Annotated in this window: 26 protein-coding genes; 9 read left to right on the forward strand and 17 right to left on the reverse strand. The window is 65.9% G+C overall.

Annotated elements, in window-relative coordinates; genetic code table 11:
• Window positions 1–35: 35 nt before the first annotated feature.
• The 3 genes from ACZZ0O_RS13185 to ACZZ0O_RS13195 form a co-directional block, all read right to left on the reverse strand.
• Window positions 36–836 (reverse strand): hypothetical protein, encoded by an 801-nt coding sequence (locus ACZZ0O_RS13185; RefSeq protein WP_463592448.1) that lies wholly within the window; start codon window positions 834–836, stop codon window positions 36–38.
• Window positions 837–1,011: 175 nt separating this feature from the next.
• Window positions 1,012–2,067 carry a L,D-transpeptidase gene (locus tag ACZZ0O_RS13190; protein ID WP_463592449.1) on the reverse strand — a complete coding sequence of 352 codons (1,056 nt, stop codon included), beginning with the start codon at window positions 2,065–2,067 and terminating at the stop codon, window positions 1,012–1,014.
• Window positions 2,068–2,295: 228 nt separating this feature from the next.
• The gene (locus ACZZ0O_RS13195; protein ID WP_115528235.1) at window positions 2,296–3,390 is read right to left on the reverse strand and encodes an alkene reductase; all 1,095 of its coding nucleotides are present in this window, start codon (window positions 3,388–3,390) and stop codon (window positions 2,296–2,298) included.
• A 244-nt stretch (window positions 3,391–3,634) separates the two neighbouring features.
• Here ACZZ0O_RS13195 and ACZZ0O_RS13200 point away from each other — a divergent pair, with 244 nt between their 5' ends.
• The 7 genes from ACZZ0O_RS13200 to ACZZ0O_RS13230 all read left to right on the forward strand — a co-directional run bounded on the left by ACZZ0O_RS13200 (window position 3,635) and on the right by ACZZ0O_RS13230 (window position 9,180).
• The gene (locus tag ACZZ0O_RS13200; RefSeq protein ID WP_463590980.1) at window positions 3,635–4,843 is read left to right on the forward strand and encodes an MFS transporter; all 1,209 of its coding nucleotides are present in this window, start codon (window positions 3,635–3,637) and stop codon (window positions 4,841–4,843) included.
• Between the two features lie 269 nt (window positions 4,844–5,112).
• A complete protein-coding gene (locus tag ACZZ0O_RS13205; protein WP_115514409.1) occupies window positions 5,113–5,289 on the forward strand; it encodes a hypothetical protein in 177 nt (58 codons plus the stop codon).
• A 213-nt stretch (window positions 5,290–5,502) separates the two neighbouring features.
• On the forward strand, window positions 5,503–5,958 hold the full coding sequence (locus ACZZ0O_RS13210) for a PA2169 family four-helix-bundle protein (RefSeq protein ID WP_463590981.1): 456 nt from the start codon (window positions 5,503–5,505) through the stop codon (window positions 5,956–5,958).
• A gap of 277 nt (window positions 5,959–6,235) precedes the next feature.
• Complete coding sequence (locus ACZZ0O_RS13215) at window positions 6,236–6,838, forward strand: 2'-5' RNA ligase family protein (RefSeq protein WP_311239365.1); 603 nt, start codon at window positions 6,236–6,238, stop codon at window positions 6,836–6,838.
• A 47-nt stretch (window positions 6,839–6,885) separates the two neighbouring features.
• Window positions 6,886–7,491, forward strand: coding sequence for an HD domain-containing protein (locus tag ACZZ0O_RS13220; protein WP_463590982.1), 606 nt, complete (start codon window positions 6,886–6,888; stop codon window positions 7,489–7,491).
• Window positions 7,492–7,554: 63 nt separating this feature from the next.
• On the forward strand, window positions 7,555–7,737 hold the full coding sequence (locus ACZZ0O_RS13225) for an oxidoreductase-like domain-containing protein (RefSeq protein WP_115512170.1): 183 nt from the start codon (window positions 7,555–7,557) through the stop codon (window positions 7,735–7,737).
• A 69-nt stretch (window positions 7,738–7,806) separates the two neighbouring features.
• The gene (locus ACZZ0O_RS13230) at window positions 7,807–9,180 is read left to right on the forward strand and encodes a virulence factor (protein ID WP_463590983.1); all 1,374 of its coding nucleotides are present in this window, start codon (window positions 7,807–7,809) and stop codon (window positions 9,178–9,180) included.
• 245 nt (window positions 9,181–9,425) lie between these two features.
• Here ACZZ0O_RS13230 and mprF read toward each other — a convergent pair whose 3' ends face one another.
• The gene (gene mprF, locus ACZZ0O_RS13235) at window positions 9,426–11,990 is read right to left on the reverse strand and encodes a bifunctional lysylphosphatidylglycerol flippase/synthetase MprF (protein ID WP_463590984.1); all 2,565 of its coding nucleotides are present in this window, start codon (window positions 11,988–11,990) and stop codon (window positions 9,426–9,428) included.
• A 261-nt stretch (window positions 11,991–12,251) separates the two neighbouring features.
• Here mprF and ACZZ0O_RS13240 point away from each other — a divergent pair, with 261 nt between their 5' ends.
• Together ACZZ0O_RS13240 and ACZZ0O_RS13245 are read left to right on the forward strand one after the other, a co-directional pair.
• Window positions 12,252–12,959, forward strand: coding sequence for a DUF998 domain-containing protein (locus tag ACZZ0O_RS13240; RefSeq protein ID WP_463590985.1), 708 nt, complete (start codon window positions 12,252–12,254; stop codon window positions 12,957–12,959).
• A gap of 10 nt (window positions 12,960–12,969) precedes the next feature.
• Window positions 12,970–13,317 (forward strand): RidA family protein, encoded by a 348-nt coding sequence (locus ACZZ0O_RS13245; RefSeq protein ID WP_055845242.1) that lies wholly within the window; start codon window positions 12,970–12,972, stop codon window positions 13,315–13,317.
• 381 nt (window positions 13,318–13,698) lie between these two features.
• On the opposite strand, the gene ACZZ0O_RS13250 is transcribed toward ACZZ0O_RS13245, so the two are convergent.
• From ACZZ0O_RS13250 to ACZZ0O_RS13310, 13 genes are all read right to left on the reverse strand, one after another.
• Entirely contained in the window at window positions 13,699–14,769 is a 1,071-nt protein-coding gene (locus ACZZ0O_RS13250) for an SAM-dependent methyltransferase (RefSeq protein ID WP_115553347.1), read from the reverse strand.
• 17 nt (window positions 14,770–14,786) lie between these two features.
• Window positions 14,787–15,569 (reverse strand): DUF1295 domain-containing protein, encoded by a 783-nt coding sequence (locus tag ACZZ0O_RS13255; RefSeq protein WP_463590986.1) that lies wholly within the window; start codon window positions 15,567–15,569, stop codon window positions 14,787–14,789.
• Window positions 15,566–16,111, reverse strand: a complete 546-nt coding sequence (locus ACZZ0O_RS13260) for a DUF2878 domain-containing protein (protein WP_463590987.1) — start codon at window positions 16,109–16,111, stop codon at window positions 15,566–15,568. Before ACZZ0O_RS13260 ends, ACZZ0O_RS13255 begins: the two co-directional genes overlap by 4 nt.
• Before the next feature lie 3 nt (window positions 16,112–16,114).
• Window positions 16,115–17,401 (reverse strand): cyclopropane-fatty-acyl-phospholipid synthase family protein, encoded by a 1,287-nt coding sequence (locus tag ACZZ0O_RS13265; RefSeq protein WP_323538148.1) that lies wholly within the window; start codon window positions 17,399–17,401, stop codon window positions 16,115–16,117.
• On the reverse strand, window positions 17,398–18,282 hold the full coding sequence (locus ACZZ0O_RS13270; protein ID WP_463592450.1) for a DUF1365 domain-containing protein: 885 nt from the start codon (window positions 18,280–18,282) through the stop codon (window positions 17,398–17,400). The genes ACZZ0O_RS13265 and ACZZ0O_RS13270 overlap by 4 nt, the downstream gene beginning before the upstream one ends.
• On the reverse strand, window positions 18,282–19,532 hold the full coding sequence (locus ACZZ0O_RS13275) for an NAD(P)/FAD-dependent oxidoreductase (protein ID WP_463590988.1): 1,251 nt from the start codon (window positions 19,530–19,532) through the stop codon (window positions 18,282–18,284). Before ACZZ0O_RS13275 ends, ACZZ0O_RS13270 begins: the two co-directional genes overlap by 1 nt.
• Window positions 19,529–20,524: an acyl-CoA desaturase gene (locus ACZZ0O_RS13280; protein ID WP_082473372.1), complete on the reverse strand. Its 996-nt coding sequence runs from the start codon at window positions 20,522–20,524 to the stop codon at window positions 19,529–19,531. Before ACZZ0O_RS13280 ends, ACZZ0O_RS13275 begins: the two co-directional genes overlap by 4 nt.
• Before the next feature lie 342 nt (window positions 20,525–20,866).
• Window positions 20,867–21,703, reverse strand: a complete 837-nt coding sequence (locus ACZZ0O_RS13285; RefSeq protein WP_463590989.1) for an anti-sigma factor — start codon at window positions 21,701–21,703, stop codon at window positions 20,867–20,869.
• Window positions 21,700–22,263, reverse strand: a complete 564-nt coding sequence (locus tag ACZZ0O_RS13290) for a sigma-70 family RNA polymerase sigma factor (RefSeq protein ID WP_055845222.1) — start codon at window positions 22,261–22,263, stop codon at window positions 21,700–21,702. The genes ACZZ0O_RS13285 and ACZZ0O_RS13290 overlap by 4 nt, the downstream gene beginning before the upstream one ends.
• Window positions 22,264–22,321: 58 nt before the next feature.
• Window positions 22,322–22,687, reverse strand: a complete 366-nt coding sequence (locus ACZZ0O_RS13295) for a DUF4345 domain-containing protein (protein ID WP_323538152.1) — start codon at window positions 22,685–22,687, stop codon at window positions 22,322–22,324.
• Between the two features lie 85 nt (window positions 22,688–22,772).
• On the reverse strand, window positions 22,773–23,561 hold the full coding sequence (locus ACZZ0O_RS13300) for a hypothetical protein (protein ID WP_463590990.1): 789 nt from the start codon (window positions 23,559–23,561) through the stop codon (window positions 22,773–22,775).
• 340 nt (window positions 23,562–23,901) lie between these two features.
• The gene (gene rnfB / locus ACZZ0O_RS13305) at window positions 23,902–24,321 is read right to left on the reverse strand and encodes an Rnf electron transport complex subunit RnfB (protein WP_115561685.1); all 420 of its coding nucleotides are present in this window, start codon (window positions 24,319–24,321) and stop codon (window positions 23,902–23,904) included.
• A gap of 6 nt (window positions 24,322–24,327) precedes the next feature.
• Entirely contained in the window at window positions 24,328–24,918 is a 591-nt protein-coding gene (locus ACZZ0O_RS13310; RefSeq protein WP_463590991.1) for an HAD family hydrolase, read from the reverse strand.
• Window positions 24,919–25,235 lie beyond the last annotated feature (317 nt).

Genomic DNA, 25,235 nt, shown 5'->3' on the forward strand with positions numbered 1-25,235 from the left:
CGCGGTGCAGTGCATTGCCTGTCTTGCAGGTGCCATCAATCGTGCGGATAGACCGCGGCCACCATGCAGCTCTGGCGCATCCGCGCAAACTGCCCGCCGCGCGTGGTGCTCAGGTCGCCTTGCTGGCCCGTCCCGACGCCTGCGCCGGCAAGGCCGATTTCGTCGAGGACATCGACCTTGTCGCCGGGATTGCCGCAGATCGCATTCAAGCCCATGCCGGACACGAAGCGGATCGGCGGTGCGCCGCTGAGTTCGCGGCAGCTGTCCATCAACTCGACGCGATAATGGCGATGCGTGCCGGGATGGCGCGGCGACACTTCCACCACCAGGCCCTGCGCGTCTTCCGACCATGCGCGCAGCATGCTGGGATTGAAGCAGTAGCTGGACGAGCCGGCGAAGTTGCGACGACGTGCTTCGCGCACGCTGACGCCTTCCAGTGTGGGCACACCGTCGCGGTCGCGCTGCCGGGCAATGCCGGCGTAGTCGCGCGCGCTGAGCGTGGTGACCTGGCTGATGGCGCACCGTTGCTGCCCGGCGCTGACATACGCCTGTGCGCCATTGCAGACCCAACCGTGCGGCGCGAGCAGATTGGCATCTGCCTGCGCGGCGAGCTGTGTGCAGTCCTGCGCCAACTGCAGGCGGAACAGGCGTCCGTCGTGTTGTGCTACAGCGAGCGTGCGCGCATCGGCCTGATGCAATTCCGTCACCTGGCGTGCATCCAGGCAGTCCGCGCTTGGCGGCGCAGGACGCGTGGTTTGTGCCGATGCATCGGCCATGGTGCATGCCATCACGTTGATGCCGAACAGAACCGCAGCGAGCAGGCGCATCACGCACATCCTTGGCAATGAGGTAACCGCATCATGTGCCAGCAGCGCTGTGCTGACAATCGCGCATCCGCAGCGAAGGAGCACTCCCGTCGAAACAACACGCCGCGCGCTGGGGATGGCGACATGCAGTACGCAGCGAACGCCGCAGTGGCCGGCCTGTCCAGGCAGCGCGCTGATAGCGCGCTCATGGCGTTTCAGGCGGGTCCGAATCCAGCACTTGCAGCTTGGCGCCGGTGGTCTCGGGCAGGATGCGCTGGTCGGTGGCGACCAACACCACGCCAGGGGTCAGCAGCGGCAGCAGCCCGGCCAGAAATGCGGGCGGCACCTGCAGGCGCGCGACGGTGCTGGCATCCAGTGCCTGCCCTGCGGCGGCGGTACTGCCGGGAATGCCGATCCGCATCCAGTTGGGCATGCGCTGACCGGGCAGCCCGGGGAGGTCGCCCGGCAAAAAGCCCTGGCCGACGATGAAAGCCTGCGTGCCCAGCGGCGCCGCGCCAGGCTCTGCGTGCAAGGCGACCTGGGCGCGCCCGATTTCCACACCGTTGCGGTAGACCACCAGTTGCTGGTCGGCACTGCTGATCAGCATCGAGATCGGGCCGGCCGGCGCCAGGTCCGGCTGCCAGGCAAATGCCTGGCCGTTGGGTAGCGGCAGCAAGGCGCGTTCGGCGCCGGTGGTGGGATCGATCGGGCTGAGCGCGCGTGGATGCACCACATCGTCGGCGCTGATGCCGGCCTGCGCGACCACCACCACCATGCCCATGTTGGAATTGTCGAACAGCAATCGCGCAAATTCCGACGGCAGATGCACGCAACCGTGCGACTCCGGATAGCCGGGCAGGCCGCCGGCGTGCAAGGCGACGCCGTCCCAGGTCAGCCGCTGCTGATACGGCATGGGGGCCGCGTTGTAGATGTTGGAGCGGTGGTCCTTGTCCTTCTGCAGGATGGTGAACACACCGGTCGGCGTTTCGTGCCCGGGCTTGCCGGAGCTGATGGTGGACACGCCGATCAGGATGCCGTTGCGATATGCATAGGCGCGTTGTTCGGTCAGGCTGACAATCACCGCCATCGGCCCCCAGCCTTTGCTGACGCCACCCCAGATCCATTCGCCCGGCTTGAGTTGCGTGGGCAGGGTATCGGCAGGGCTGGATTGGCGCGCGCCCCAGAACGGCACGGCAAGCGCTTGCCCGCCGATCAGCAGCGTGCAGCACAGGGCAAACGAGAAAAAGCGGCGCATTGGAATTCCAGCAGCAAGGGCCGCCTGGATGCTATCCGGATGCAACGGGCGCGTCATGTAGCGACGCTGTGGTGTCGGCGCAACACGCGAAGGGTGGCCTTGCACGCAGGCCGATCAACCGGGCTGGTCTGCGGTCGCCGCGCTGCACGGCGTCGCGCGTTGTACGCGCGATGCATTCGCTGCCCGATCACCGCCGCTTCGTTGCAGCGGTGATCGGGCGAGCTGTGGTCGGAATCAGTCCGCCAGTGCGGGGTAATCCGTATAACCCTTGGCACCGCCACCGTACAGGGTGGCCTGGTCGACGGCTGCCAGCGGTGCTTTCTCGTGTAGGCGACGCACCAGATCCGGATTGGCAATGAAGGGGCGGCCGTAAGCTATCGCATCGGCGTAGCCGCTGCTGATGGCGTGTTCGGACATGCCACGGTCGTACCCGTTGTTGGCAATCCATGCACCATCGAACTTGGTACGCAATGCAGCGTAGTCGAAGGCGATGTTGTCGCGCGCGCCACCGGTGGCGCCTTCGATCACGTGCACGAAGGCCAGCCCGCCGATCAGGTTGAGCCGCTCGACCGCACGTTCGAACAACGGCTGCGGATCGGAGTCGTGTGCGCCGTACACCGGGGTCACCGGCGACAACCGCACCCCGGTACGCTCGGCACCGATCTCGTCGGCGATGGCCTGCACCACTTCGCTCAGCAGGCGTGTGCGGTTTTCGATGTCGCCGCCGTAGGCATCGGTGCGCTTGTTGGAGCCATCGCGCAGGAACTGATCGAGCAGATAGCCGTTGGCGGCATGCACTTCCACGCCATCGAAACCGGCATCGATCGCGTTGCGCGCAGCGAGACGGTAATCCTCGATCAGTGCGGGAATTTCATCCAGTTCCAGGGCGCGCGGCTCGGATACATCTTCAAATCCGCTCTTGGTGTAGGTCTTGCCTTCGGCGCGAATGGCGCTGGGCGCAACCGGCACTTCGCCCGGAGGCAGAACGCTGATGTGCGAGACGCGGCCGACATGCCATAGCTGCAGCACGATCTTGCCGCCACGGCGATGCACTTCGTCGGTGACTACGCGCCAGCCTTCGACCTGCGCCTGGGTGTAGATGCCGGGGGTGTCCAGATACCCCTGGCCGAGCGGACTGATCTGCGTGCCTTCTGCAACGATCAGGCCGGCGGTGGCGCGCTGGCCGTAATACTCGGCGGCGAGCGGCGAGGGCACCTGGCCGGCGCCGGCGCGGTTGCGCGTCAGCGGCGCCATGATCACGCGGTTGGCAAGATCCAATGCGCCCAGGCGCACCGGGGAGAACAACGGAGATTCAGTGGATTTGGACATCAGCAACCAGTTCGAGTTGGATCGCGCGCCAGGCGCGGCACCACGCCGATCGCGGTGCTCCACAGCGATGGTGGCGGACCCAAGCAGATTCGAGCGATGCCAGTAGGACACTGCGTCTCCAGTGCGCCAACGCGCGGCGAACTGTGATGTGCTGAGGGTTGGCGCTGAATCGCTTCGAGCAGAAGCCTTTCGCTGATTGCTGCATTGCACAATAATAAGCCGCCCCGTCATCCTGGAGTCGGGCATGTCCGATATCGATCTCTCAACGCCGCGCGTGCCACGGCGCGATTACGTGCTGATCCTGCTTGCGCTGGCGATGGGCGGTTTTGCGATCGGCATCAGCGAGTTTTCCACAATGGGCCTGATGACGCAGATCGCGCAGGGCCTGCAGATCAGCGAGCCGCAGGTGGGCCATGTCATCAGCGCCTATGCGCTGGGTGTGGTGGTCGGCGCGCCGTTGCTGGCGATCCTGGGCGCGCGCTGGCCGCGTCGCACCTTGTTGTTGCTGCTGATGGTGTTCTACGCGGTTGGCAACCTTGCCAGTGCGTTGGCGCCGAGCTACCACACGATGTTGTTGTGTCGCTTCATCGCCGGGCTGCCGCATGGCGCGTATTTCGGCGTTGCCTCTCTGGTTGCCGCCTCGATCAGCCCGCCCAATCAACGCGCCACTGCGGTGGGGCGCGTGCTGCTGGGCTTGAGCGTTGCCTTGCTGGTGGGCAACCCGCTGGCGACCTGGCTGGGGCAGATCGTGAGCTGGCGCTGGGCGTATGCGTCGGTGTCGGTGATTGCGCTGGGCACGGTCGCGGCGGTGGCTGCGTTGTTGCCGCCTGCGCCGGACGAGCCACGTCAGCAGCCATTGCGCGAGCTGCGTGCGTTCAACCAGCCGCAGGTGTGGTTGGCGTTGGCGATCGGCGCGGTGGGGTTTTCCGGAATGTTCTGCGTTTTCAGTTATCTGGCGCCGACCCTGACCGCGGTCACTGGCGTAGCGCCTGCGCGCATTCCGTTAGCGATGGCCGCATTCGGCGTCGGTGGCGTGCTCGGCAGCATCCTGGGCGGGTGGTTGTTCGACCGCATGCAATTCCGCGCGGTGCCGGTGCTGCTGGTGTGGTCGATCGTGGTGATGCTGACCTTCCCGCTGGCTGCGCATTCGGGCCTGTGGGTGTTCGTTTCCATTGTGGCGGTCGGCACGATGGGCTCTCTGGCGCCGGCGTTGCAGACCCGCCTGATGGACGTGGCAGCCGAAGCGCAGACGCTGGCCGCAGCGTCCAACCACGCCGCCTTCAATACCGCAAATGCCTTGGGCCCCTGGCTGGGCGGCATGGCGATCACCGCAGGCTGGGGCTGGACCTCTACCGGGTATGTGGGTGCAGCCACCGCACTCGGCGGGTTGCTGGTCTACGCGCTGGCGGTGTGGCAGGAGCAACGTCAGCGTAGTGTGGCGACCAACGACTGAGTGGCTGACCGTCGTAGCTGCGTGCGCTGATGGGCGTGCGCTGCGCCGCCGATCGCGGCGCTTTGTAGACCCTGGTGATCTACGTGCCATCTCTCCATCTGTGACGTGCACGGCGCGTGCTCGCTGACAGCACGATTGGTTGAGCAGCGACCCATTGCGCTCGCGTTCGCTGCAGATGCAAGTGGCGATTGCGTGCGAGCATTGCATCCACAAACAACTCACGGCCGCGCGTCGAGACTGCCCGCATTGCAACCGGACCGAACAGCGCCATGACCGACTTCACTCCACCGCCGTGGAAGCGTCCCAATCCCAAGCGAAAGGCCGCCTCCACACCGTTGACCGACGCACAGAAGGCCGCCGCGAAGCAGCGTGCAGAAGAGGCCGGGCGCCCCTATCCGAATCTGGTCGACAACATGTGGGCGAGTCGCCAGCCGAAGGGATCTTGATGCGTCGTTGCCAACGATGAATCGCAATTCATCGGCCGCACGATGGCGTGAGGACGATACCCGTATCGCTCACATGCCGATTATGGTCGCGCCGCCAGGATGCAGCCGTACACAAGGTCACGGCATCGCAATCAAGTCATCGATTGCGCTTCTCCCCGAAAGCCAGCGCATTGCATCCCTCGCGACGCTGGTGCATCCAACAAGGAGCGACACATGAGCATTCAGAGCAAGACCGAGCATAGCCTCAACGACCTCATCGCCATTTCCCGCGACGGCAAGGACTTCTACGACGAAGCCGCTGCCAAAGTGGGCGATGTAGAGCTGGCGACGTTGTTCCGCCGCATTGCCGGGGTCAAGTCCGACATCGTCAGCAGCCTGAGCAGCGTGGTCGCATCGGCCGGCGGCACGCCGGAAAAGCACGGCACCATGGTTGGCAGCATGCAGCAGTTCTACGGCAAGGTGCGCGCAACGTTGGGCGATACCAAGTACGGCTACGTGGCCGAGTTGGAAGAATCCGAAGATCGCCTGCTGAAGGCCTTCGATGAAACCATCGCCGATGCAGACACACCTGTCGCCGCACGCGATGCTGCACTGCGTTTGTTGCCGGAAGTGCGTGCATGTCACGACGTGATGCGCAACCGCAAGCATGCGATGAAGAACGCCGCATAAAGCGTTGCAAGACCGAAGTGCATCTGCACTGATGCAGCTCCGGAGTAAATCGATACAGGCGGGAAACGGGTAGCGCAAGCTGCCCGTTTCTTTTTGTGCGTGCGGCTTGCCGCCAGTCAGCTGGCGAGCAAATCACCACGGCGGCAGTCCCGTTCCACGCTGACGAAGTGTTCCACGTGAGCGCGGGATTGCGCGGCGTATTCGCACACGCATCAGGTCTGCTAGTATCCGCCGCCCTTCTTCAGCCAGGCCCGCGCAGGCGGTCGTGGAATTACCCATGAAGCAGCAGTTTCTATATCTGTCATCGGCCGAGGCGCAGTTGTCGCTGGGCCTGGGGGAAGAGAAGACCACCGAGCGGCTGTTTTTTGCGGTGATGGCCGATGCGGCCACTGCCGGGCTTGCGGCCGGCATCGCCGAGGGGTTGCTGCAGAGCGGGCAGGTGGATGGCAAACCGCTGGGGCGCGAGCGGCTGCATGTGACCTTGCACCATCTGGGCGATTACGCCGGTGGGCTGCCGCCTTCGTTGGTGAGCCGTGCCAGTCAAGCGGCCGAGCGGGTGGCGATGGAAGCCTTCGAGGTCGAGTTCGATCGCGTCGGCACCTTCGGCGGGCGACGCTCGCAACTGCCGTGCGTGCTGCGTGGCGAAGAGCGCGTGCGCGGGCTGTATGCGTTGCAAGGGGCGCTTGGCCGTCAGCTCGCGCATGTGGGCATCGCTGGCGATGCGCAGTACACGCCGCATATGACGCTGCTGTACTGCAACCAGACGTTGCCGCAACGGCGCTGCGATGCGCTTGCCTGGACGGTGCGCGACTTTGCGTTGGTGCGCAGCTTTCTTGGCCAGTCGCGTTACCAGATCGAAGGCCGCTGGCCGCTCCGTTGAGCCGCAGCGGTGTGTGCAGACGCGCACGCACGCGGTAGCCTGCGCGCATGGATGTCACCACACCCCTGCCGTTGCATGCCGACCATCTGGCCGCGTTGGAGCAGGCCTATGCCACGCCGCCGCGCGCTTACCATCACTTCGGCCATGTGCGCGCACTGCTGCAGCACTATGCCGAGGTAGCTGCCGGGCCGGGGTGGCAGCAGCCGGTAGAGGTCTGGCTGGCGGTACTGTTCCACGATGCGATCTATCAGCCCGGGCGTAGCGATAACGAAGCCGAATCTGCGCAGTGGGCCATGGACTGCATCCCACGCTGGTGGCCGCAGGCCGAGGTGGATCTGCAACGCGTGCAGGCGCTGATCCTGCTCACCGCGCGCCATGGGCAACTGCAACCCCAGGATGTGGACGAGGAGGCGGCGCTGTTTCTGGATTGCGACATGGCAATTCTGGCCGCGCCCGCCGCCATTTTCGATGCCTACGACCGTGCGATCGCCGAGGAATACCGCGGGCATGTCCCCGCGTTGCTGTTCCGGCTCAATCGCCGCCGCTTCCTGGCCGGGCTGCTCAAGCGGCCGCGCATCTTTCTCAGCGCGTATTTTCACGCACGCATCGATTCGGCAGCACGCGACAACCTGCGTCGCCGGCTGGGCCGCTGAGCCGGCGCTTCGCCGCGCGCCGCGTCATCCAGGAGCAGCGGATGCGCACGCTACAATGGCCGCATGCACGACAGCGCCAGTTCCGCCTCCGATCCACGTCCGCAAGCGCCGCAGGCACCTGCGCCCAACGAGTGTTGCGAGAGCGGCTGCCCGTTGTGCGTGCACGATCTGTATGCCGAGGAACTGACACGTTACCGCCAGGCCCTGGCCGCCTGGGAAGAACGTCAGGCGGCACAGGCGCGATGAGCGAAACGTCGCGCTTCGCGGCGACTGCCGGAACGATTATCTTTGGATCACTTTTCCCGATGGTGCGACATGCGACGACTTGAACGATGGAGTGCGCTCTGCGGCGCGGCGGTGTTGACGCTGTCGGGAGTGGCGGCCGCACAGGCTCCGGAACCGGTCAGCCACGGGCGTTTTGAACAGATCCCGGTGTTGATGCCCAAGGGCGAGCCGCAGCGTGTGGTGATCTGGCTGGCGGGCGCGGGCAATGCCGGCACGCGTCAGGCTCAGGCGCAAGCCCTGCGCGACGATGGCGCGATGGTGGCGGTGGTCGATACCGCGCATCTGTACGCGGTCCTGCGCAAGGCCGGCGGCACGTGCACGTTTTCGGTAGGCGATGTGGAAAACTTCTCGCGCTATCTGCAGGCCTTCTATCACATCCCCACGTATCGGCTGCCGTTGCTGGTGGGCGATGGCGAAGGTGCGGCGCTGGCGTACGCCATCGGTGCGCAGGCCAAGCCGCATGTGCTGGCTGGCGTGCTCACTGACGGCCTGTGCCCGGCCACGGTGTCCGATCAGGCGATCTGTCAGCCGGGTGTGCGTCCGGGCAGCAATAGCCTGGTTCCGGTGACGCTGCAGATTCCCTGGGTGCTGGCCGGCAGCCAGGACAAGCGCTGCCCTGCGGCAGCCGAAGACGCCTTTCTCAAACAGATCCCGCAGGCCCGCACCTTCAAGCGATCTGCGCAAGGCGACATCGTGCCTGGCTTGCGCGCCGCCGCCCGTTCGCTGGGCGAACAGAAGGGGGTCGCCCTGCCGCCGCCACCGGGCGGTCTGACCGACCTGCCGGTGGTCGAGTTGCCGGCCAAGCCGGACGGCGACAGCGACGACGATACCTTCGTGATCTTCGTGTCCGGCGATGGCGGTTGGGCCGGGCTGGACGAAGAAGTGGCCGACGCGCTTGCCGCGCAGGGCATCCCGGTGGTCGGGTTGGATTCGCTGCGCTACTTCTGGACCGAGCGCACGCCGCAAGGCTTCGCCACCGACCTGGACCGCATTGCGCGCGTCTATGCGCAGCGCTGGCAGCGTAAGCGCGTGGTGCTGATCGGCTTCTCGCAAGGCGCGGATGTGTTGCCGGCGGCGATCAATAAATTGCCGGCGGAGACCAAGCAGAACATCCGCATGACCGCGCTGTTGTCGGTGGGCAAGCTGGCCGACTACGAATTCCATGTCAGCAACTGGCTGGGCTCGGACGACGAAGGCCTGCCGATCGCGCCGGAAGTACAGCGTCTGCCGGCCGGCACCACGGTGTGCATCTACGGCCAGGACGACGAGGATGCGTTGTGCCCGAGCCTGCCTGCGCAGGCCGCCAAGCGCGTGGCGCTGCCGGGCGATCACCACTTCAAGGGCGACTACGCGACCCTGGCCAAGGTGATCATGGAGCAGATGCACGGCCTGTCCAAACCCTGAAAGTGCGGGGCGTCGCGATGATGCCCCTGCTGATCCGTCGCTGCGGCAAGCACGCAATCAAGAGCGGCTGACAGCACGCCTGCGCTCACCGCCAGGCGGGCGGGGCCGGTCTTCGGTATGACCGGTGCCAGCCGCACGCGCTGGTTCTGCGTGCGCCAACCCGACGGCGGCTCGCTACGTGCTGCCAGCCGCTCCAAGCCTTCCAACCACATCGTGCCGAAGAGGGCACAGGTGCGTCAGCGGCCTTACTCCTGCCGGCCGGGGTCCACCGAGATCAGCCGGGTCACGTCCAGCAGCGCGGCCGGCAGATGCATGCCGCCGGGTGCGACCAGATAGCGCGGGCGCCAGGTTGGGGCGAACTTCGACTTGAACCGACGCAGCCCGCTGAAGCCGTAAAAGCGCTCGCCATGGCGTGCGACCAGGCTGGCGAAGCGGTTCCAGCGGCCAGCCAGGCGGTGTTCGGCCAGCCCCGACAACGGCGCCATGCCCAGCGAGAACCGCGTATAGCCATTGGCCTGGCCCCACAGGAACAGCTCGATGAAAAGGAAATCCATCGTGCCCTTGGGCGCCTCGGCGCTATGCCGCATCAGGTCCACCGACAGCTCGCCGCCGGCCGGTGCCCACCACACATTGGCAAAGGCCACGATCTGCCCTTCTGCCTCGGCCACTGCCACCGGGAAACGGCGCAGATACTCCGCATCGAAGCTGCCGAGCGAGAAGCCTTTTTCTTCGCCGGATTTTTCTTCCAGCCACTGTTCGGACACCTCGGCCAGGCGCGGCAACACCGCGTCCACCTGCTCGGGTTGCAGCATGCGGAAGGTCAGGCCGCCACGCTTGCCGCGGTTCCAGGCCTGGCGCAGATCGGCGCGGTCGCGGCCTTCCAGGGTGAAGCCCTCCAGCGGCACGATCGCTTCTTCGCCGAGCTTGACCAGGGTCAGGCCCATGTCCAGATAGGTCTGCCAGTATTTTTCGCCGACCTGGTAGAACACCGGGCGCAGGCCCATGTGGTCGGCCTCCTCGCGGAAGCGCCAGATCAGCGCACGCGCCACCTCCGGCGGGCCGACCGGGTCGCCCATCGAAATCAGCGAGCCGCCGTAGCGCTGCATCATCACAAAGCCACGGCCCTGCGCATCGAACAGAAACGCCTTATCGCCGGTCAACGCCAGGCAGGCCTGGGTGTCGGTACTGATCTCCAGAATCGGGGCCAGCGTCTGCAGGGTTTGCGCATCGGCAGCCGGCATCGGTCGGCGCCCGCCACGCAGCAGCCGCGCCATGCCGAACACGATCACGCCCACGCATAGAATCAACGCCGCGCGCAGCGCACGCGGTGCGTTGGCCGAGGTGGCGAATTGCCACCACAGGTCGTTGCTGTATTCGACATGGCTGTAGACGAAGAACAGCAGCCAGAAGGTAGCCACCAGCACCAGGCCGAGGTTGCTCAGCCAGCGCCATGACCAGGCTTCGTCCAGCAGCGCCCCCTGGCGGTAGAACTCGCGCCGCGCGGCCCACAGCGCGACCGCTGCCAGGGCCGCCGACAACGACACCGAGATATGGCTGCCGCGCAGCAGCGACAGTGGCGGCAGCAGCACGCACACGCCCAGCGCCAGCATCCAGGCCGCATGACTGCGGCGCTGCAGGCCCTGGCCGATCAACAGCAGCAGCATGCCGCCCAGGCTGACCAGCAGATGCGAGGTTTCGATCAGTGGCAGCGGCGCGACCTGCTGCCGCGCGCGGGGTGTTGGCAGGGTGCCGTCGATGACCAACGCCGCGCCCACCGCAAACACTGCCAACGCCAGAATCTGCGGCAGCCACGGGCGCAGCGCCTTCCACACCGTGCGTGCGGTGCTGGCGCTGGCGCGGACCGGTGCCCCCAGCCCGGAGGCGGCCGCCATCGCTACTGAAATCAGCAACGGCACGATGTAATAGGTGACGCGATACGCCAGCGCCGCGGCCAGCACGGCGGCAGGCGTTACATGCGGCAGCAGCTTGAGCAGGCTCCACTCGAACACGCCCAGCCCGGCCGGTACGGTGGAGATCAGGCCGGCCACTACCGCTACCAGCCAGATGCCGATAAAACCGAAGTAGCCGGTGCCCGGGTCCGGCGGCAACAGCACGTAGAACGCCGCCGCGGCCAGGCCCAGCTCGACCAGGCTGAGGGCGGTGACGCCGAGCACGGTGGTGCGGTCGGGTAGCCAGAAGCGATGGCTGCGGATGCCGAATTCGCGGCCCTGTTTGCCGACCAATACCAGCATCGCCACATAGCCGACCAGTAAGGCGATGCCGGCAATGCGGATGCCTTCGGCGGTGATCGGCAGGGCGCGTGCGGCCGCTTCCGGTTCCAGCATCAGGGCAAGCCCGAGCAGCACCCAGGCACCGAAGATGAAGCCAAGCGTGCTCATCAGCACCACCTGGCCGATCTCGGCCAGGGTCAGCCCGACGCTGCCATAGCCGCGCAAGCGCACCGCGCCCCCGGTCAGAGCGGCAAAGCCCAGGGTCTGGCCGACCGCATGCGCCATGAAGGCGGTGATGCCCACCCGCGCCGGATGCAGCCGCTTGCCGGTGCGCTTGAGCCCGACCCAGTCGAAGCCCACCAGGCAGGCGTAGCTGCTTAACCCGAGCAGCAAGGTCAGTGCGATCTGCCCCGCACCCAACGCCCGGAACGCCTGGCGGATCTGGCGGTACCCATGGTCGGTGAACTGCGAGGACAGCGCGTGCAGCGCCATCGCCAGGATCGCCAGGCTGATGATGACCGGCAGGGCGCGACGCCAACCGCTGGCAGACGCTTCGGAAGACACGGGGGTATCCGTCATGAGGGCAACGGGATCTGCATAAGAGGGAAGAAGGACGCATGCACGATACGTGCCGCGTGCGCAAAGATCTGCATGTGCCAGGCGGGTTGAAGAAGCATGCAGCGTGATCGCGATGTGCCGAAACGGGGGTGAACGCAGGCTCGTAAGAGCCGACACCTGTCGGTCCGGGACGGCCGCGCGCATCATAGGGCAAAGACGCATATGCGTGCCGCAGGCGAACCCGATGGACGGCGTCACCGTTGCAAGGCAGACAGGCTGCTGATGCCCACGACCGACTTTCGCGCGCATGTTGCGCAGACCCTGCCGGGACGCGCGCCACGCTGGAGTGGGCATGCCGGTGGGGTGGCGGCAGTTGCCGGCATGGCGTTCATCGGCCTGGTGCTCGCGCTGCAATGGCTGCGTGGCGATCTGTGGTGGATCGATGCGCAACTCAGCGCCTATCTGCATGGCGCCTACGGTCTGCTGCTGCGCACCGCTTACTGCCTGTTGGCTGCGGCGATGGCATGGCTGGCCGCTGGTCTGTATGCGGCACTGGCACCGACGGCGCGCAGCCGTACGGTGCTGGGATTGTTCTGGCTGGCAGCGCTGGGCTTGTGCGCGGTCTCCATCGGCGACAGCTGGATGCCGGTGCTGGCGCCGAACGCGGCAAAGCTGGTGCATGTGCTGTCGGCCGATGCCACGTTTCTGTGCGTGATCGCAGCGGTGTTGCTGCAGTCGTGGTATTTCCGCCGTGATCGCGCGTGGCGTGCGCATGCTTTCAGCGCATGCGTGCTCGGTTGGGCAGCATTTGCGGCCTTGCTGTTCCACGTCACGGTTACCAGCGCACCGCTGGGGATCAGCCAGAAGATCGCCATCGTGCTGATCGTGGTCTGGATGGTGCGGGTGGGGCTGTGGCTAACGCGCACCGTACGGGGCGGGGCTGCACGCATCGCGCATTCGCGTGACAATGTCCGGGTCAATCAACCGTAGGAAGTCTGAAATGCTGCAGCGATTCGATGCGGGTCCGCGTATGTCCGAGATGACCGTCCATGGCGGCGTGTGCTACCTGGCCGGCCAGATTGCCGATGACACCAGCGAAGACATCACCGGGCAGACCCGCCAGGTGCTGGCCGAGATCGACAAACTGCTGTCGCTGGCGGCCAGCGACAAGACCAAGATCCTGCGCGCCGAAATCTACCTGGCCGACATCGCCGACTTCGACGGCATGAATGCCGCATGGGACGAATGGGTGCCGCACGGCTTCACGCCCGCACGCGCCACGGTCGAAGCCAAACTGGCGCGGCCGGAATGGAAGGTGGAGATCGTGATCACCGCAGCAGCGGGCTGATCGCACACTCCATGCGGTAACCAACACCGCCGCGCATCCGCCAGGGTGTGCGGCGGTGTCCAGCATCGGTTTGTCATCCCCGCGCACTGCGTTTTCGTAAACGCCGTAAGCGCCTGGCACCAATGACGCTGCATGGCATTGGGTCAGCCGCGGTGTGCAGGTGCAGGGCGTGCTTCCCCGTCGGCGGTTGAAGCGCGTTGACCGCTGACCTGGCTTGCGACGCGTTGCGCCCGTCGCGCGTTCGGTGTGCCTCGCGGGTTGCGCCTACGCTGCATTGCCAAACCGTGCGACGGCTCGCGTGATGCGTATACGCGATGCGTATCGAGGCGGAGCCCCTGCCTGCCAGTCATCGCCACGCAGGCGTTTGAACGCGCCGTGCGCTCAGCGTTTGACGAAGCGGTAGTGCGCCACACCCCATTCGCGGCCGTGGTCGTAGCCGAACAGTTCTGCGCAGGCCAGCCAGAACATGCGCCAACGCTGCCACCAGCGCTGCGCGTCGTCGCCGTAGGTCTGCTTCAACAGCGGCATGATCTGCGCGCGGTGGCGGTCCTGATTTTCCAACCAGGCATTGGCGGTTTTTTCGTAATGCTCGCCCGACAAGACCCAGCGCTGTTCGATCACCACGTCCTGCTGGAAATGCAGCAGCGTATCGGCCGCCGGCATCAGCCCGCCGGTGAAGAAATGCCGCCCCATCCAGTTGTCTTCGCCAGCCACCTCGAACGGATAGGCCAGATCGCGGTGACAGAAGATGTGCACGAACAACTTGCCGCCGGGCGCCAGCCAGCTGCCTACGCGTGCAAGCAGATCGCGGTAGTTGCGCATGTGCTCGAACATCTCCACCGACACCACGCGGTCGAAATTGCCCGGCGGCAGTGCCAGCGCATTGACGTCGGCGGTGATGACCTGCACGTTGCCCAGGCCGCGCACGCGGCACTGCTCCAGGATATGCGCGCGCTGCGGACGCGAGTTGGACACCGCAGTGATGGTGGCGTTGGGGTAGCGCTCGGCCATCCACAAGGTCAGCGAGCCCCAGCCGCAGCCCAGCTCCAGAATGCGTTGGCCGTCGGCCAGCTCGGCGCGTTCGCCATATAGCCCCAGCATGCGTTCTTCGGCCGCGTCCAGGTTCGGCGTGCTCGCGTCCCAATAGCAGCTGCTGTATTTCAGCCGCTTGCCCAGGCACAGGGTGAAGAACTGCGGCGGCAATTCGTAATGCTGGCGATTGGCGGCATCGGTTTCGATCGCGATCGCGCTGGCGCGCAGGCTGTCGATGAAGGCGCGCTGCCGCTCGCCGTTGGCATCGGCATCGCCGCCGCGCTCATCGCGCAGGCGCTGCGCGCACAGACGCCGGATGCCGTGACGCAACGCGGCGTCGGGCAGCACGCCGGATTCGGCCAGACGGGTGGCAAAAGCTTCTTCGGGCAGCGCGGAGGGCGGGGCGGTGACGGTGGACATGCAACTCTCCAGGCAACTCAGGACGAAGGGGGAAGCGGGAAAAACGCACTGGTGGTGCGCTGGTACTGCGCGTAATCCTCACCACGCGAGCGCAGGGCCTGCTGCTCGGTGTAGGGAATACCGGTGAAGCGATACAAAAACACGAACATCACCACCGGCCCGAGCGCGCACAGCGCCACCGGCCAGGGCCCGGCGCCGACCGCCAAAGCCAGATAGGCGAACCAGTGCACGAACTCGAAGAAATAATTGGGGTGGCGCGAATACCGCCACAGCCCGGTGCGACAGGTCTTGCCGCGATTGGCCGGGTCGGCCTTGTGTGCAGACAACTGCCGGTCGGCCAGTGCCTCGCCGCCGACCGCAATCAACCACACCACGATCGCCAAGGTGCTCCACACGTTCCATGCCGGGTTCGGGTTGCTGGCCGCAGCCAGGAACGGCACCGCAAACAGCACCACCACCACCGCCTGGGCCAGGAAGAAGCCGAGGAACTTGCGCTGGTCGCCGTTCCAATGCTCACGCAGCGCGCGATAACGGCCGTCTTCGTGCGGGTCGCCGAACACGCGCACGCCCAGATGCCAGGCCAGACGCGCGCCCCATAGACCGCCAAGCACTGCCACCAACACGCGTGGTAGCAGCGCACCGTCGGACATCCACGCGCAATACGGCGCAGCTACCGCCAGGCAGGCGGCCCACAACACGTCGACCGGGCCGGCATTGCCACTGCGGCGCTGCCATAGCCAGCCCAGCACCATTACCCCACTTGCGAATACGCCCACATGCAGCAGCGGCCACACAGTCATTGCAGTTCTCCGGTCTTATGGTGCGGCAATGGTCGCGCCAGACGCCGTGCATACAGCGACAACACGCCGCAGGCCACGCCCCAGCCGACGCCGACCGCGAGGACCGCATGCAGCAACGGTGGCGCCAGTTCCACCGCATGCCAGCTGCGTTGCGCCAGCCAGTACGAAAACGGCCCGAAGATGGCGCCCAGCAACACCGCCAACCAGGGGCGTTGCATCACGCTGCGCAGCGAATGATTGAGCGTGAGCGCAAAGCCCAGCCACAGCGCCAGAATCCACGGTGGAGCCAGCACGCTGCCAGGCCAGGGCGCGGCATAACGCACCCAGCTCCCAGCCGCCAACGTGGTGTCCAGCAGCAAGCCCAGTGCCAATGCCGCGATCAGTAACGGCACGTCGCCCACCGCGCGTCGCGAAGGCCACAGTTGATACAGCGCAAACAGCGCCAGTACCAGCAGCGTCGGCCACACGCGCGCATGCGCGGCGGCGGCCACTGCCACCACCCAGAGCACCTGCAAGCCGAGGTAGTTGCCGAGCTGCTTCATGTCTCACGCAAGACCGGGCACGAACTGCGGCGGGCGCGCACCGGGCTTGCTCAGCCACAGGTGCACGTCGCCGATCGAACGCTCCAGAAAGCCGGCTTCGCAATACGCCAGATAAAACTCCCACATGCGGATAAAGCGTTCGTCGTAGCCCAGTGCGCGCACCTGCGGCAGCTGCGCCATGAAGCGCTGCCGCCAGGCGCGCAGCGTCAACGCATAGCTCGGACCGATATCTTCAAGGTTGAACAGGCGCAGATCGCTGGCACGCGCCACCGCGCCGGTCATCGCCGCGACCGACGGAATGAAGCTGCCGGGAAAGATATGCCGCTTGATGAAATCCACCGAATGCAGCGCCTGCTTGTAACGGTGATCTTCGATGGTGATGGCCTGGATCAGCGCCTCGCCATCGTCGGCAAGCAGGCTGCCCACCTTGGCGAAGTAGGTGTCCAGATACTGGTGGCCAATCGCCTCGATCATCTCGATCGAGACCACGCGATCGAAGCGGCCCTGCAGGTCGCGGTAGTCGCTCAGCAACACGGTGACCCGGTCGCTCAAGCCGGCATCGGCGATACGCTGCGTCGCCAGATCGAACTGCTCGCGCGAGATGGTGGTGGTGGTGACCCGGCAACCGTGTTCGCGCGCCGCATGCAGTGCAAAACCGCCCCAGCCGGTGCCGATTTCGACCACATGGTGTTGCGGACCCAGGCGCAATTTCTGACAGATGCGTTCGAGCTTGCGCGTAGCCGCACGTTCCAGCGCCGCTTCGCCCTGCGCTTCTTCGCCATCGACGAAGATCGCCGACGAGTACATCAGGTTGTCATCCAGAAACAGCTTGAACAGCGGGTTGCCCAGGTCGTAATGCGCGGCGATGTTGCGTCGGCTGCCATTGCGGGTATTGCGAGCGAATGCATGCAGGCTGCGCATCGCCCAGCCACCCAGGCGCGCGGTGCCGGTTTCCATTGCATCCAGTCGGTCGCGATTGCGCAGCAGCAGGCGCATCAGCCCGACCAGATCGTCGCACTGCCACTGCCCATCCATATACGACTCGCCCGCGCCAACGCTGCCGTTGAGTGCGGCCTGTCGATAAAAATCCGGGTCGATGACGCGCAACTGCATCTGCAGCGCGTGCGCACCGCTGGCGTTGCCCAGCGTGGTCACCGCATCGCCTTCGTGCAGCTGCAGCTGCCCGTCGCGCAGTTCGCCCAAGGTGGCCAGCAGGCGCTTGCGCAGCAGGCGGTCCGTCCAGGAAGCTGCGCGTGGCGCAGCAGTATCGGGCAGGGACGTGGCGTTCATCGGGGATCTCGCACAGGCGGATGGGGGTGATCGTGGACAGGATTGCCGCGCAGCCACAAGCGCAAGGCCTGCCAGTGGATGGCGAGCACCACCTGCACGGTCATCAAGGGATAGGCGAGCAAGGTGCGCGCCAAGGTGCGCGCGGTCAGCGGCTGACGTTGCAGGACCAGCGTGGCATCGAAGCGGCGCGTGCCGCTGTTGTCGATTGCGCCGGCAGCGTCGTCGTCATTGGCGTCCAGCACATCCATGTGCACGCGCAGCTGCGCATCCGGCACGCTGAAGCGCCAATCGTAACGGTGCTGCATGCCCATGAACGGCGACACGTGGAAGCGTTTGTCGAACCGCCATGCATGCACATCGCGATGCGTGCGTGCATGCGCAACCGGTAGCACATAGGTGTGCCGTTGCTGCCAGGGTGTATTGGTGATTTCCGCCACGATCCAGCGCAAACCGTCGTACCGATCGAAACAGTAATAAAAGCTCACCGGATTGAACACATGGCCGAAGTAGCGCAGATGCGTCAGCAGCCGTATGGCGCCGTCCGGGCGCTCGCCGGTCTGCGCCTGCACGCAATCGCGCACTGCCTGATCCAGCGGAACACTGGGGTCGCCCAGATAATCGCTGCGACGGAACTGCGCCAGATTGGCGCGACCTACCGACCACAGCCAGCGATGGGCGAACACCTGATCCAGTTCGGACAGGTCCAGATACATCAAAAACAGGCGGTAACGGAAATCCAGCGGTTTGGGCGCGAAGCGGCGATGCCGTACCCATCCGGTGTAGATCGCGCTGCGCAAGCCGCCGGCCACGCTGCCGGTGCCGCTGTCCTCACCGGGAGGCAGCGGCACGGCGTCGGTGCTGGCTTCGCGCAGCAGCTGCATCACCAATTCACTCCCAGGCCGTGGGCCACGTTCACACCGCTGCGCAGGCCGTCTTCGTGGAAGCCGAAGCCCCATGCGGCACCGGCAAACCAGGTGTGGTGGCGGCCCTGGATCTCCGCCTTGCGCTCCTGCGCCGCCAGCGCGGCAGCGTTCTGCACCGGGTGGCGATAGCGCATGCGCCGCAGCACCTTGGCCGGGTCGATGTCATGGTCGCGATTGAGGCTGACGATGAAGGGCTGCGGCGCATCGATCGACTGCAGCGCGTTCATCCAGTAACTCACCGTGCAGGGCGCCTGCGGGTCGGCCGGCACATGTGCATTCCACGCTGCCCAGGCGCGCTTGTCGCGCGGCAACACGCGGGCATCGGTGTGCAGCACGGTGTCGTTGTCCTGGTAGGTGATGCCGCCCAGGATCTCTCGCTCGGCCGGGGTGGCATCGCTCAGCAATCCCAGTGCATCGTCGGCATGGCAGGCCAGCACGACTTCGTCGAAGTACTCTTCGCCGCGCAGCGAGGCGAGCATGACGCCATCGGGCGTGCGCCGGATCGCATGCACCGGCGTGGACAGGCGCTCCAGCACCTGCCAACGCCGACGCAATGCACGGATATAGCTGTTGGACCCGCCGCGCACCACCTGCCACTGCGGCCGGCCGCTGATCTGCAGCATGTGGTGGTTGGCCATGAAGCCGATCAGCTGGCCCATCGGAAATTCAAGAATGGTCTGCGACGGCGAGGACCACAGCGCCGACGCCATCGGCACCAGGTGCTGGTCGCGAAACGCTGCCGAGTAACCATGCCGTTGCAGATACGCGCCCAGCGTGCTGAAACGCTCGTCGCTGTGCAGCACGGCTGGCGCCTGCCGATAAAAACGCCGCAGGTCCGCCAGCATGCGCCAAAAGCGCGGGCTGAGCAGATTGCGCCGCTGGCAAAACAATCCATCCAGACTGCCGGCGTTGTATTCCAGCCCGCTGCCTGCATCGTGCACCGAAAAACTCATCGTGGTCGGCTGCGATGCCACGTCCAGCTCGGCAAACATGCGGGTCAGCAACGGATAGTGCTGCGGGTTGAACACGATGAAACCGCTGTCCACCGCATAGCGCTGGCCGTCCAGCTGGATGTCGTGCGTGTGGGTGTGGCCACCGAGATAATCGGCCGCCTCGAACAGGGAAACCTCATAGCGACGCGACAACAGCCACGCTGCGCCCAGGCCGGCGATTCCACTGCCGACCACGGCAATCCTGCCCTCGCTCATCGCGCCACCCGTTGCGCGCGGCGGGTGAGCATTGCCGGCATCGGCTTGAGATCCCACACCAGCCCCACCCACGACATCGCCTTGAGGCCGTACCAGGTGACGTCATACTCCCACCAGCGCATACCTTGCCGCGCCGAACCGGGGAAGAAATGGTGGTTGTTGTGCCAGCCTTCGCCGAAGGTGATCAGCGCCAGCAGCCAGTTGTTGCGGCTGTCGTCGCGCGTCTCGAACCGCCGGCTACCGAAGCGGTGCGCCAGCGAATTGATGGTGAAGGTGGCATGGAACAGCGCCACGGTGGACAGCACGAATCCCCATACCAGCAGCTGCGGGCCGTTGGTGTGCAACGCTGGCGCAGCGTCGGCCAGCCAGTCGCCAAGCAGATACAGGCCAAGCGCGAGCAGCACCGGCATCACGATGTCGAAGCGGTCGATAAAACGCAGCTCGCCGAAACGGCGCAGGTCCGGGATCACCTCCCAATCGGTGCGGAAGTTACGCGGGGTCAGGAACCAACCGGTGTGGCTCCACCAGAACCCGTGCTGGGCCGGCGAATGCGGGTCGCGGCCAGTGTCGGTGTGCCGGTGGTGGTTGCGGTGATGCGCCGCCCACCACAGCGGCCCGCGCTGCACGCAGGTCGCACCGATGGCGGCAAACACGAACTGCAACACGCGCGAGGTCTTGAACGCGCGATGAGAAAAATAGCGGTGATAGAAGCCGGTGAGCGCGAACATGCGCAGCGCGTACAGCGCCAGGGCGAGGGCGACCGCAAACCACGACGCGCCCACCCAGATCACCGACAGGCAGGCCACATGCAGCGCGATGAAGGGCAGGGCGCGCAACCAGTCGATACGATCGGCGCGCGCCTCATCCAATGGCTCATCGGTTTGCGAATCTACCCAGCGACGCAGGCTACCGATGCGCGATGCAACCCAGCCACGACGTGTGGGCGAGGGTTGAGGCGTTGCGGCGCGGGGGTCGAGTCCAGTGCTCGGCACGCGTGGTTCTCCGTAGGTTATCGACACCCTTTACGCAAGCTGCCGGCAAACAGATGCACCAGGTCGCTTGATCGTCGCATGCAAGGACAGGATTGGCGCGTTTGCGCAGCGCAATGACGCAACCGCGCACCCGGATGTGTGCGCTCAGTATCACTGACGCTGATGAGGTAGCTTGTGAAGTTGCCTGCGTGGGCGGCGCAGGCGAGCGTGCAGGAGGAGCAGCGCTACGCAGGCGTGCTCATCCCGCACGGATGGCACGCATTGGCAGTGAGGAGAGGTGGCCCTCTCAGGCACCTGCTGCGCCGCGTCTTGCGGCCGCGCAGCAGGTGCTCATGCGCCCGATCAGGGCGCCATTGCCAGCGTGCTGATGCCGCCCTTGGCAACCACGGTGCCGGTGGCCACGCCACCCGGTGCACCGCCCGGCGGTTCCAGCGTCACCGCCAGAATCGCCTCGTTGCTGAGCATGGGCATCAGCTGATCCGGGATCTGCGCGCGACGCGCACGCTGATCGTCGAAGATGCCCATCGAATGCGCCTTGCCGTCCGGCGTGATCAGCCACAGCTCGGGTACCTTGTCGGCCGTTGCGGTGCGATCCAGCGGCGTCACCGTGATGGTGTGCTTGTCGGCATCCATCAGCGCCACATAGCCCGGACGCCCGTCTTCGGTGGCCAGCGTGGAGGTCATTGCAATGCCGGTGGCCGGCGGTGTGGTGGCCGCAGGCGGAGTGACCGGGGTCTGTACCACCGGCGTATCGCCAACAGGCGGTACCGGTGCAGGCGGCGTGCGCAGGTTCAACAACGCGAGCACGCACACTGCAGCGGTCGCCAGGCCGCCAGCGCTGGCCCAACGCCACACGCGCACGTTGTTCCACAATGGCGCGGCCGGCTTGCCGGTGGTGGCTGCAGGCGCGGCCGATGTCACCGCACGGAGCGGCGTGTCGAAGCCAAGCGTCTGGCGCACCTGCGCCCACACCTGATCGGGCGGGGTCACGGCGGAGATTTCTTCCAGCAACGGGGCCAGAAGATCCTGCCACTGCAGCACCGCCTGGGCGAACTGGCCGTCGGTCGCAATGCGTTGTTCTGCCGCCAGACGTTCTTCTGCGCTCAGCAGGCCGAGCACGTACTCGCCGGCCAACACGTCGCGCGGCGGTTCCTGGTCGATGGGAAAGGGCGTGCTCATCGTTCCAGACATGCCTTGAGTTTGGCCAGGCCGCGACGGATCCAGCTTTTAATCGTGCCGATCGGTGTGTCGGTGCGCGCGGCGAGCTCTTCGTAGGTGATGCCTTCGAAGAACGCGGTGCGAATCAGTTCGCTGCGCGGCGGTTCGAGTTCGGCCAGGCAGTGGTCGATGCGACGACGCGTGCTGGCGCGCTCGGTGCGTTCCAGCGGAGACGCATCGCCATCGCGCAGTTCGCCGGCATCGTCCAGCGCCACGTTGCGGCGCTGCGGCGCGTTGGCACGCAGATGATCGATCGCCTTGTTGCGCGCGATCATCGCCAGCCAGGTCAGCCCGCGGGCACGGCTGGGATCGAACTGACCGGCCTTGTGCCAGATCAGGGTGAACACGTCCTGCAGCACCTCTTCGGCCTCGGCACGTTGCGGGATCATGCGCAGGCAGACCCCGAACAGCTTGGGCGAGGTCTGCCGGTACAGCGCTTCGAAGGCATGCCGGTCGCCGCCCGCAGTTGCGGTCAGCAGGCGTCCGGTTTCATCGTCGTCCTGGCCAGGAATGGCACTCATGCGATCGGGCGTTGGGTAAGGTGGGGGCGATGCTACCGGACTGTGCAGGCGCTGTCTGTCACTTGCGCAGCCACAGCAGCACGGCGGCGAGCAGCAACAGGATCTCGACACCGGCAAGCGCGACGGTTGGTGCGGAAACCGGCCACAAGCGCGACAGCGAGACGCTGCGGAACAGCACGATGGGGACGTAGAACGCCAGCGCGACCAGCAGCCCGGTGCGCGGTTGATTGATCCAGGCGAAGTAACCGAACAGGAACGCCATGCCCAACTGCAGGCCGCCATAGATGACCAGATACTCCGATTGCCCGGCCGGCGACAGCTGGGTGTAGCCGACTGCGTTTGCGGTCTTGGCCGGCGACAGCGTGCACCAGATCGCCAGGGCGACGTAGAGCACTGCGTTGAGCCAGAGATAAGCTTTTGCCATGGAGGTGCTCCTGTACGGGGAATGGGTGCCCGGGCCGTTGTACGCAACGGCGCGTGGTCGAACGTGAAGATGGCGCGGGCCTGGCTCACGACGCGTTGCAGCTCTTGGTCAGCGGCTGCTCGCGTGCCTGGCGCAGGTCGTCCGCGCTGGCAGCACGCGCAGCGGTGTCCGCAAACACGATGCGCACGCGCGGGTAGCGCCCTTGCGCATCGCGCAGATTGCCCACGCCGCGGAACTCGAGCAGGCGTTTGTTGGCGATGGAGTAACGCACCTCCAGCGATGGCACTGCTGCGCCATACCAGGCATCGAGCGAAATGCGGAAGCGACGTTGGCCGGCGCTGTCGTCGAGACGTTCGACCCGGAACGCCAACTGCCGTTGCAGGCTGGGCAGCACGAAGTCCACCCGTTGCGATGCGCTGGCCAGTGCCTCCCAGTGGGTGCGCAGATAGGCATCGAAACCGGCATCGATCACACGCTCGTCCTTGCCGGCCGGCAATGCCGTGCTGCGTTCGGGTTTACCGGGCTGTTGCTGGAACATCTCGCGCACGCCGCCGCGCGTGCGCACGCCTTCGCGGTAGCCATCGCGCCCATCGATCAGGCTGAAGTCTGGCGAGCTGCTGCCGCCATCGACCTGTTTGCGTGCGAACGGTTGCCCATTCGGGCAGCGGTACAGCACCAGCCGCCGGCCACCGTCGAGCAGCCAGTGCGATTCGCGGTAGCGCAGAGCGCCCTTGTCGGCATCGAAGACCTCGCCATCCACCCGCGTGACCGCCACCGCGTTGAGCGGCACGCTGCCCAGCACCAGCAGCAACAATGGCGGAATCGGCCGGCAGCGGAGTGCCAGCGCAGCAACGACAGCAGCAAGTGGGCGCATCGGCCGATTCCTCGATGGGAGTGCCTACTCATACGGGCGCCGCCGCAGCATGGATGCGCCGGCGGCGTCAGGACGTTCCTGACGAAATGTAGGACGCGGTCGCGCGGGCTGGTGGTTTGGGCGGTGCCGCGATGCCGGGCGTTGCGCGTGGAACCTGCCTGCGATCACGCCGCAAGACCGCGCCATTCTTGCGGCGTGCATTCGGGTGCCTGGTACACATAAGCACGCGTGTCATCGGTTGAGCGCTTGCGCGCGGCAGCTGCAGAGCCACCTGCGACAGTTGTGGCATCCAGCGCCGGCCGTGCTGGGCTGGCGGTGCAGCGGCTTTGGCTTGCGGTGCCTAGCCGATGACGTGCAGCTCGATGCAATCCACCGGGCACGCCGGCAGGCACAGCTCGCAGCCGGTGCACAACGGCGCGATCACCGTATGCATGTGTTTGGCCCCGCCAACGATCGCATCCACCGGACAGGCCTGGATGCATTTGGTGCAGCCGATGCAATCGGCCTCCACGATCCAGGCGACTTGTTGTGGTTTGTGCGCGCCGCGGCTGCGATCGAACGGGCGTGCCGGTACCTCCAACACCTGCGCCAGGGCCCGCGCGCCGGCATCGCCGCCGGGCGGGCAGTGGTCGACGTCGGCCAGCCCGTCGGCCATGGCCTGCGCATAGGGGCGGCAGCCGTCGTAGCCGCATTGACCGCATTGGGTCTGTGGCAGCAGGCGGTCGAGCCGTTCGACCAACGTGGGCGCGGGGTCGGGCATACGCGCTCAGTGCACCGGATTGCCGCGATACCAGCGCTGGTGCGCCAGTGCCAGCATCGGCGTGTCTTCGCGGCTGTCGCCGTAGGCATGCACGCATGCGTACTGCGACAGATCGTAGCGTGCGCGAATCTGCGCGGCCTTGTGCGGGCCGCAATCGCCGTCGGCATAGCGCCCGCTCAGGCGGCCGTCGCTGTGCTCTAGCCGATTGCAGATCAGCGACAGCCCGTGCTGGGTACACCACGGCTGCAGATACAGATCCACCGACGCCGACACCAGTACCACCTCGTGCCCTTGCGCCTGATGCCAGTCGATGCGCTGCATCATCTCGGCACGCAGGACGCCCGGCAGTGCGCTGCGCGCGTAGTCCACGCCGTGTGCGGTCATCTCATCCAACATGCGGCCGCTGAAGACAATGCGGGTCACACGTGCACGCAACGCCGCAGCGGACACCAGACCCAGCCGATAACCCAGCACCCACAGACCGACCTGCCACTTTGCCGACGCCAACTGCGCGGGCGTCGCGACCTTGCGCAGAAAGCGCGCATAGGTATCGCAGGTGGTGATGGTGTGGTCGAAGTCGAACAGGGCCAGGTGCATGGGGGGCTGGGATTGGGGAGTTGGGATGCGGGATGGGGTGAGGGCGCGGTGACTGGTTGTCCTCCTCTCCCGCATGCGGGGGAGGTACTGCTACATCGCTGATCTAACTCCTTCTCCCGCTTGCGGGAGAAGGTGCCCCGCAGGGGCGGATGAGGGTGCCGGGCGCAGCCACGCGTAGCTGGAAGGATGTGAGGGCTTCGCCTTCGTACCCTCACCCCAACCCCTCTCCCGAAAGGAGAGGGGCTTAGCGTCGGGAACTGCGGAGATGGCTTGGCGTTGCATTTTCAGAGACCAGCATCATGCGCGCTCGCTCACTG

The organism is Xanthomonas sp. AC360 (assembly GCF_979258225.1).

Coding starts and splice junctions, on each gene's coding strand:
- ACZZ0O_RS13185 (WP_463592448.1), bottom strand. CDS start 836: ATGTGCGTGATGCGCCTGCTCGCTGCGGTTCTGTTCGGCATCAACGTG.
- ACZZ0O_RS13195 (WP_115528235.1), bottom strand. CDS start 3,390: ATGTCCAAATCCACTGAATCTCCGTTGTTCTCCCCGGTGCGCCTGGGC.
- ACZZ0O_RS13200 (WP_463590980.1), top strand. CDS start 3,635: ATGTCCGATATCGATCTCTCAACGCCGCGCGTGCCACGGCGCGATTAC.
- ACZZ0O_RS13205 (WP_115514409.1), top strand. CDS start 5,113: ATGACCGACTTCACTCCACCGCCGTGGAAGCGTCCCAATCCCAAGCGA.
- ACZZ0O_RS13210 (WP_463590981.1), top strand. CDS start 5,503: ATGAGCATTCAGAGCAAGACCGAGCATAGCCTCAACGACCTCATCGCC.
- ACZZ0O_RS13215 (WP_311239365.1), top strand. CDS start 6,236: ATGAAGCAGCAGTTTCTATATCTGTCATCGGCCGAGGCGCAGTTGTCG.
- ACZZ0O_RS13220 (WP_463590982.1), top strand. CDS start 6,886: ATGGATGTCACCACACCCCTGCCGTTGCATGCCGACCATCTGGCCGCG.
- ACZZ0O_RS13225 (WP_115512170.1), top strand. CDS start 7,555: ATGCACGACAGCGCCAGTTCCGCCTCCGATCCACGTCCGCAAGCGCCG.
- ACZZ0O_RS13230 (WP_463590983.1), top strand. CDS start 7,807: ATGCGACGACTTGAACGATGGAGTGCGCTCTGCGGCGCGGCGGTGTTG.
- mprF (WP_463590984.1), bottom strand. CDS start 11,990: ATGACGGATACCCCCGTGTCTTCCGAAGCGTCTGCCAGCGGTTGGCGT.
- ACZZ0O_RS13240 (WP_463590985.1), top strand. CDS start 12,252: ATGCCCACGACCGACTTTCGCGCGCATGTTGCGCAGACCCTGCCGGGA.
- ACZZ0O_RS13245 (WP_055845242.1), top strand. CDS start 12,970: ATGCTGCAGCGATTCGATGCGGGTCCGCGTATGTCCGAGATGACCGTC.
- ACZZ0O_RS13250 (WP_115553347.1), bottom strand. CDS start 14,769: ATGTCCACCGTCACCGCCCCGCCCTCCGCGCTGCCCGAAGAAGCTTTT.
- ACZZ0O_RS13255 (WP_463590986.1), bottom strand. CDS start 15,569: ATGACTGTGTGGCCGCTGCTGCATGTGGGCGTATTCGCAAGTGGGGTA.
- ACZZ0O_RS13260 (WP_463590987.1), bottom strand. CDS start 16,111: ATGAAGCAGCTCGGCAACTACCTCGGCTTGCAGGTGCTCTGGGTGGTG.
- ACZZ0O_RS13265 (WP_323538148.1), bottom strand. CDS start 17,401: ATGAACGCCACGTCCCTGCCCGATACTGCTGCGCCACGCGCAGCTTCC.
- ACZZ0O_RS13270 (WP_463592450.1), bottom strand. CDS start 18,282: ATGCAGCTGCTGCGCGAAGCCAGCACCGACGCCGTGCCGCTGCCTCCC.
- ACZZ0O_RS13275 (WP_463590988.1), bottom strand. CDS start 19,532: ATGAGCGAGGGCAGGATTGCCGTGGTCGGCAGTGGAATCGCCGGCCTG.
- ACZZ0O_RS13285 (WP_463590989.1), bottom strand. CDS start 21,703: ATGAGCACGCCCTTTCCCATCGACCAGGAACCGCCGCGCGACGTGTTG.
- ACZZ0O_RS13290 (WP_055845222.1), bottom strand. CDS start 22,263: ATGAGTGCCATTCCTGGCCAGGACGACGATGAAACCGGACGCCTGCTG.
- ACZZ0O_RS13295 (WP_323538152.1), bottom strand. CDS start 22,687: ATGGCAAAAGCTTATCTCTGGCTCAACGCAGTGCTCTACGTCGCCCTG.
- ACZZ0O_RS13300 (WP_463590990.1), bottom strand. CDS start 23,561: ATGCGCCCACTTGCTGCTGTCGTTGCTGCGCTGGCACTCCGCTGCCGG.
- rnfB (WP_115561685.1), bottom strand. CDS start 24,321: ATGCCCGACCCCGCGCCCACGTTGGTCGAACGGCTCGACCGCCTGCTG.
- ACZZ0O_RS13310 (WP_463590991.1), bottom strand. CDS start 24,918: ATGCACCTGGCCCTGTTCGACTTCGACCACACCATCACCACCTGCGAT.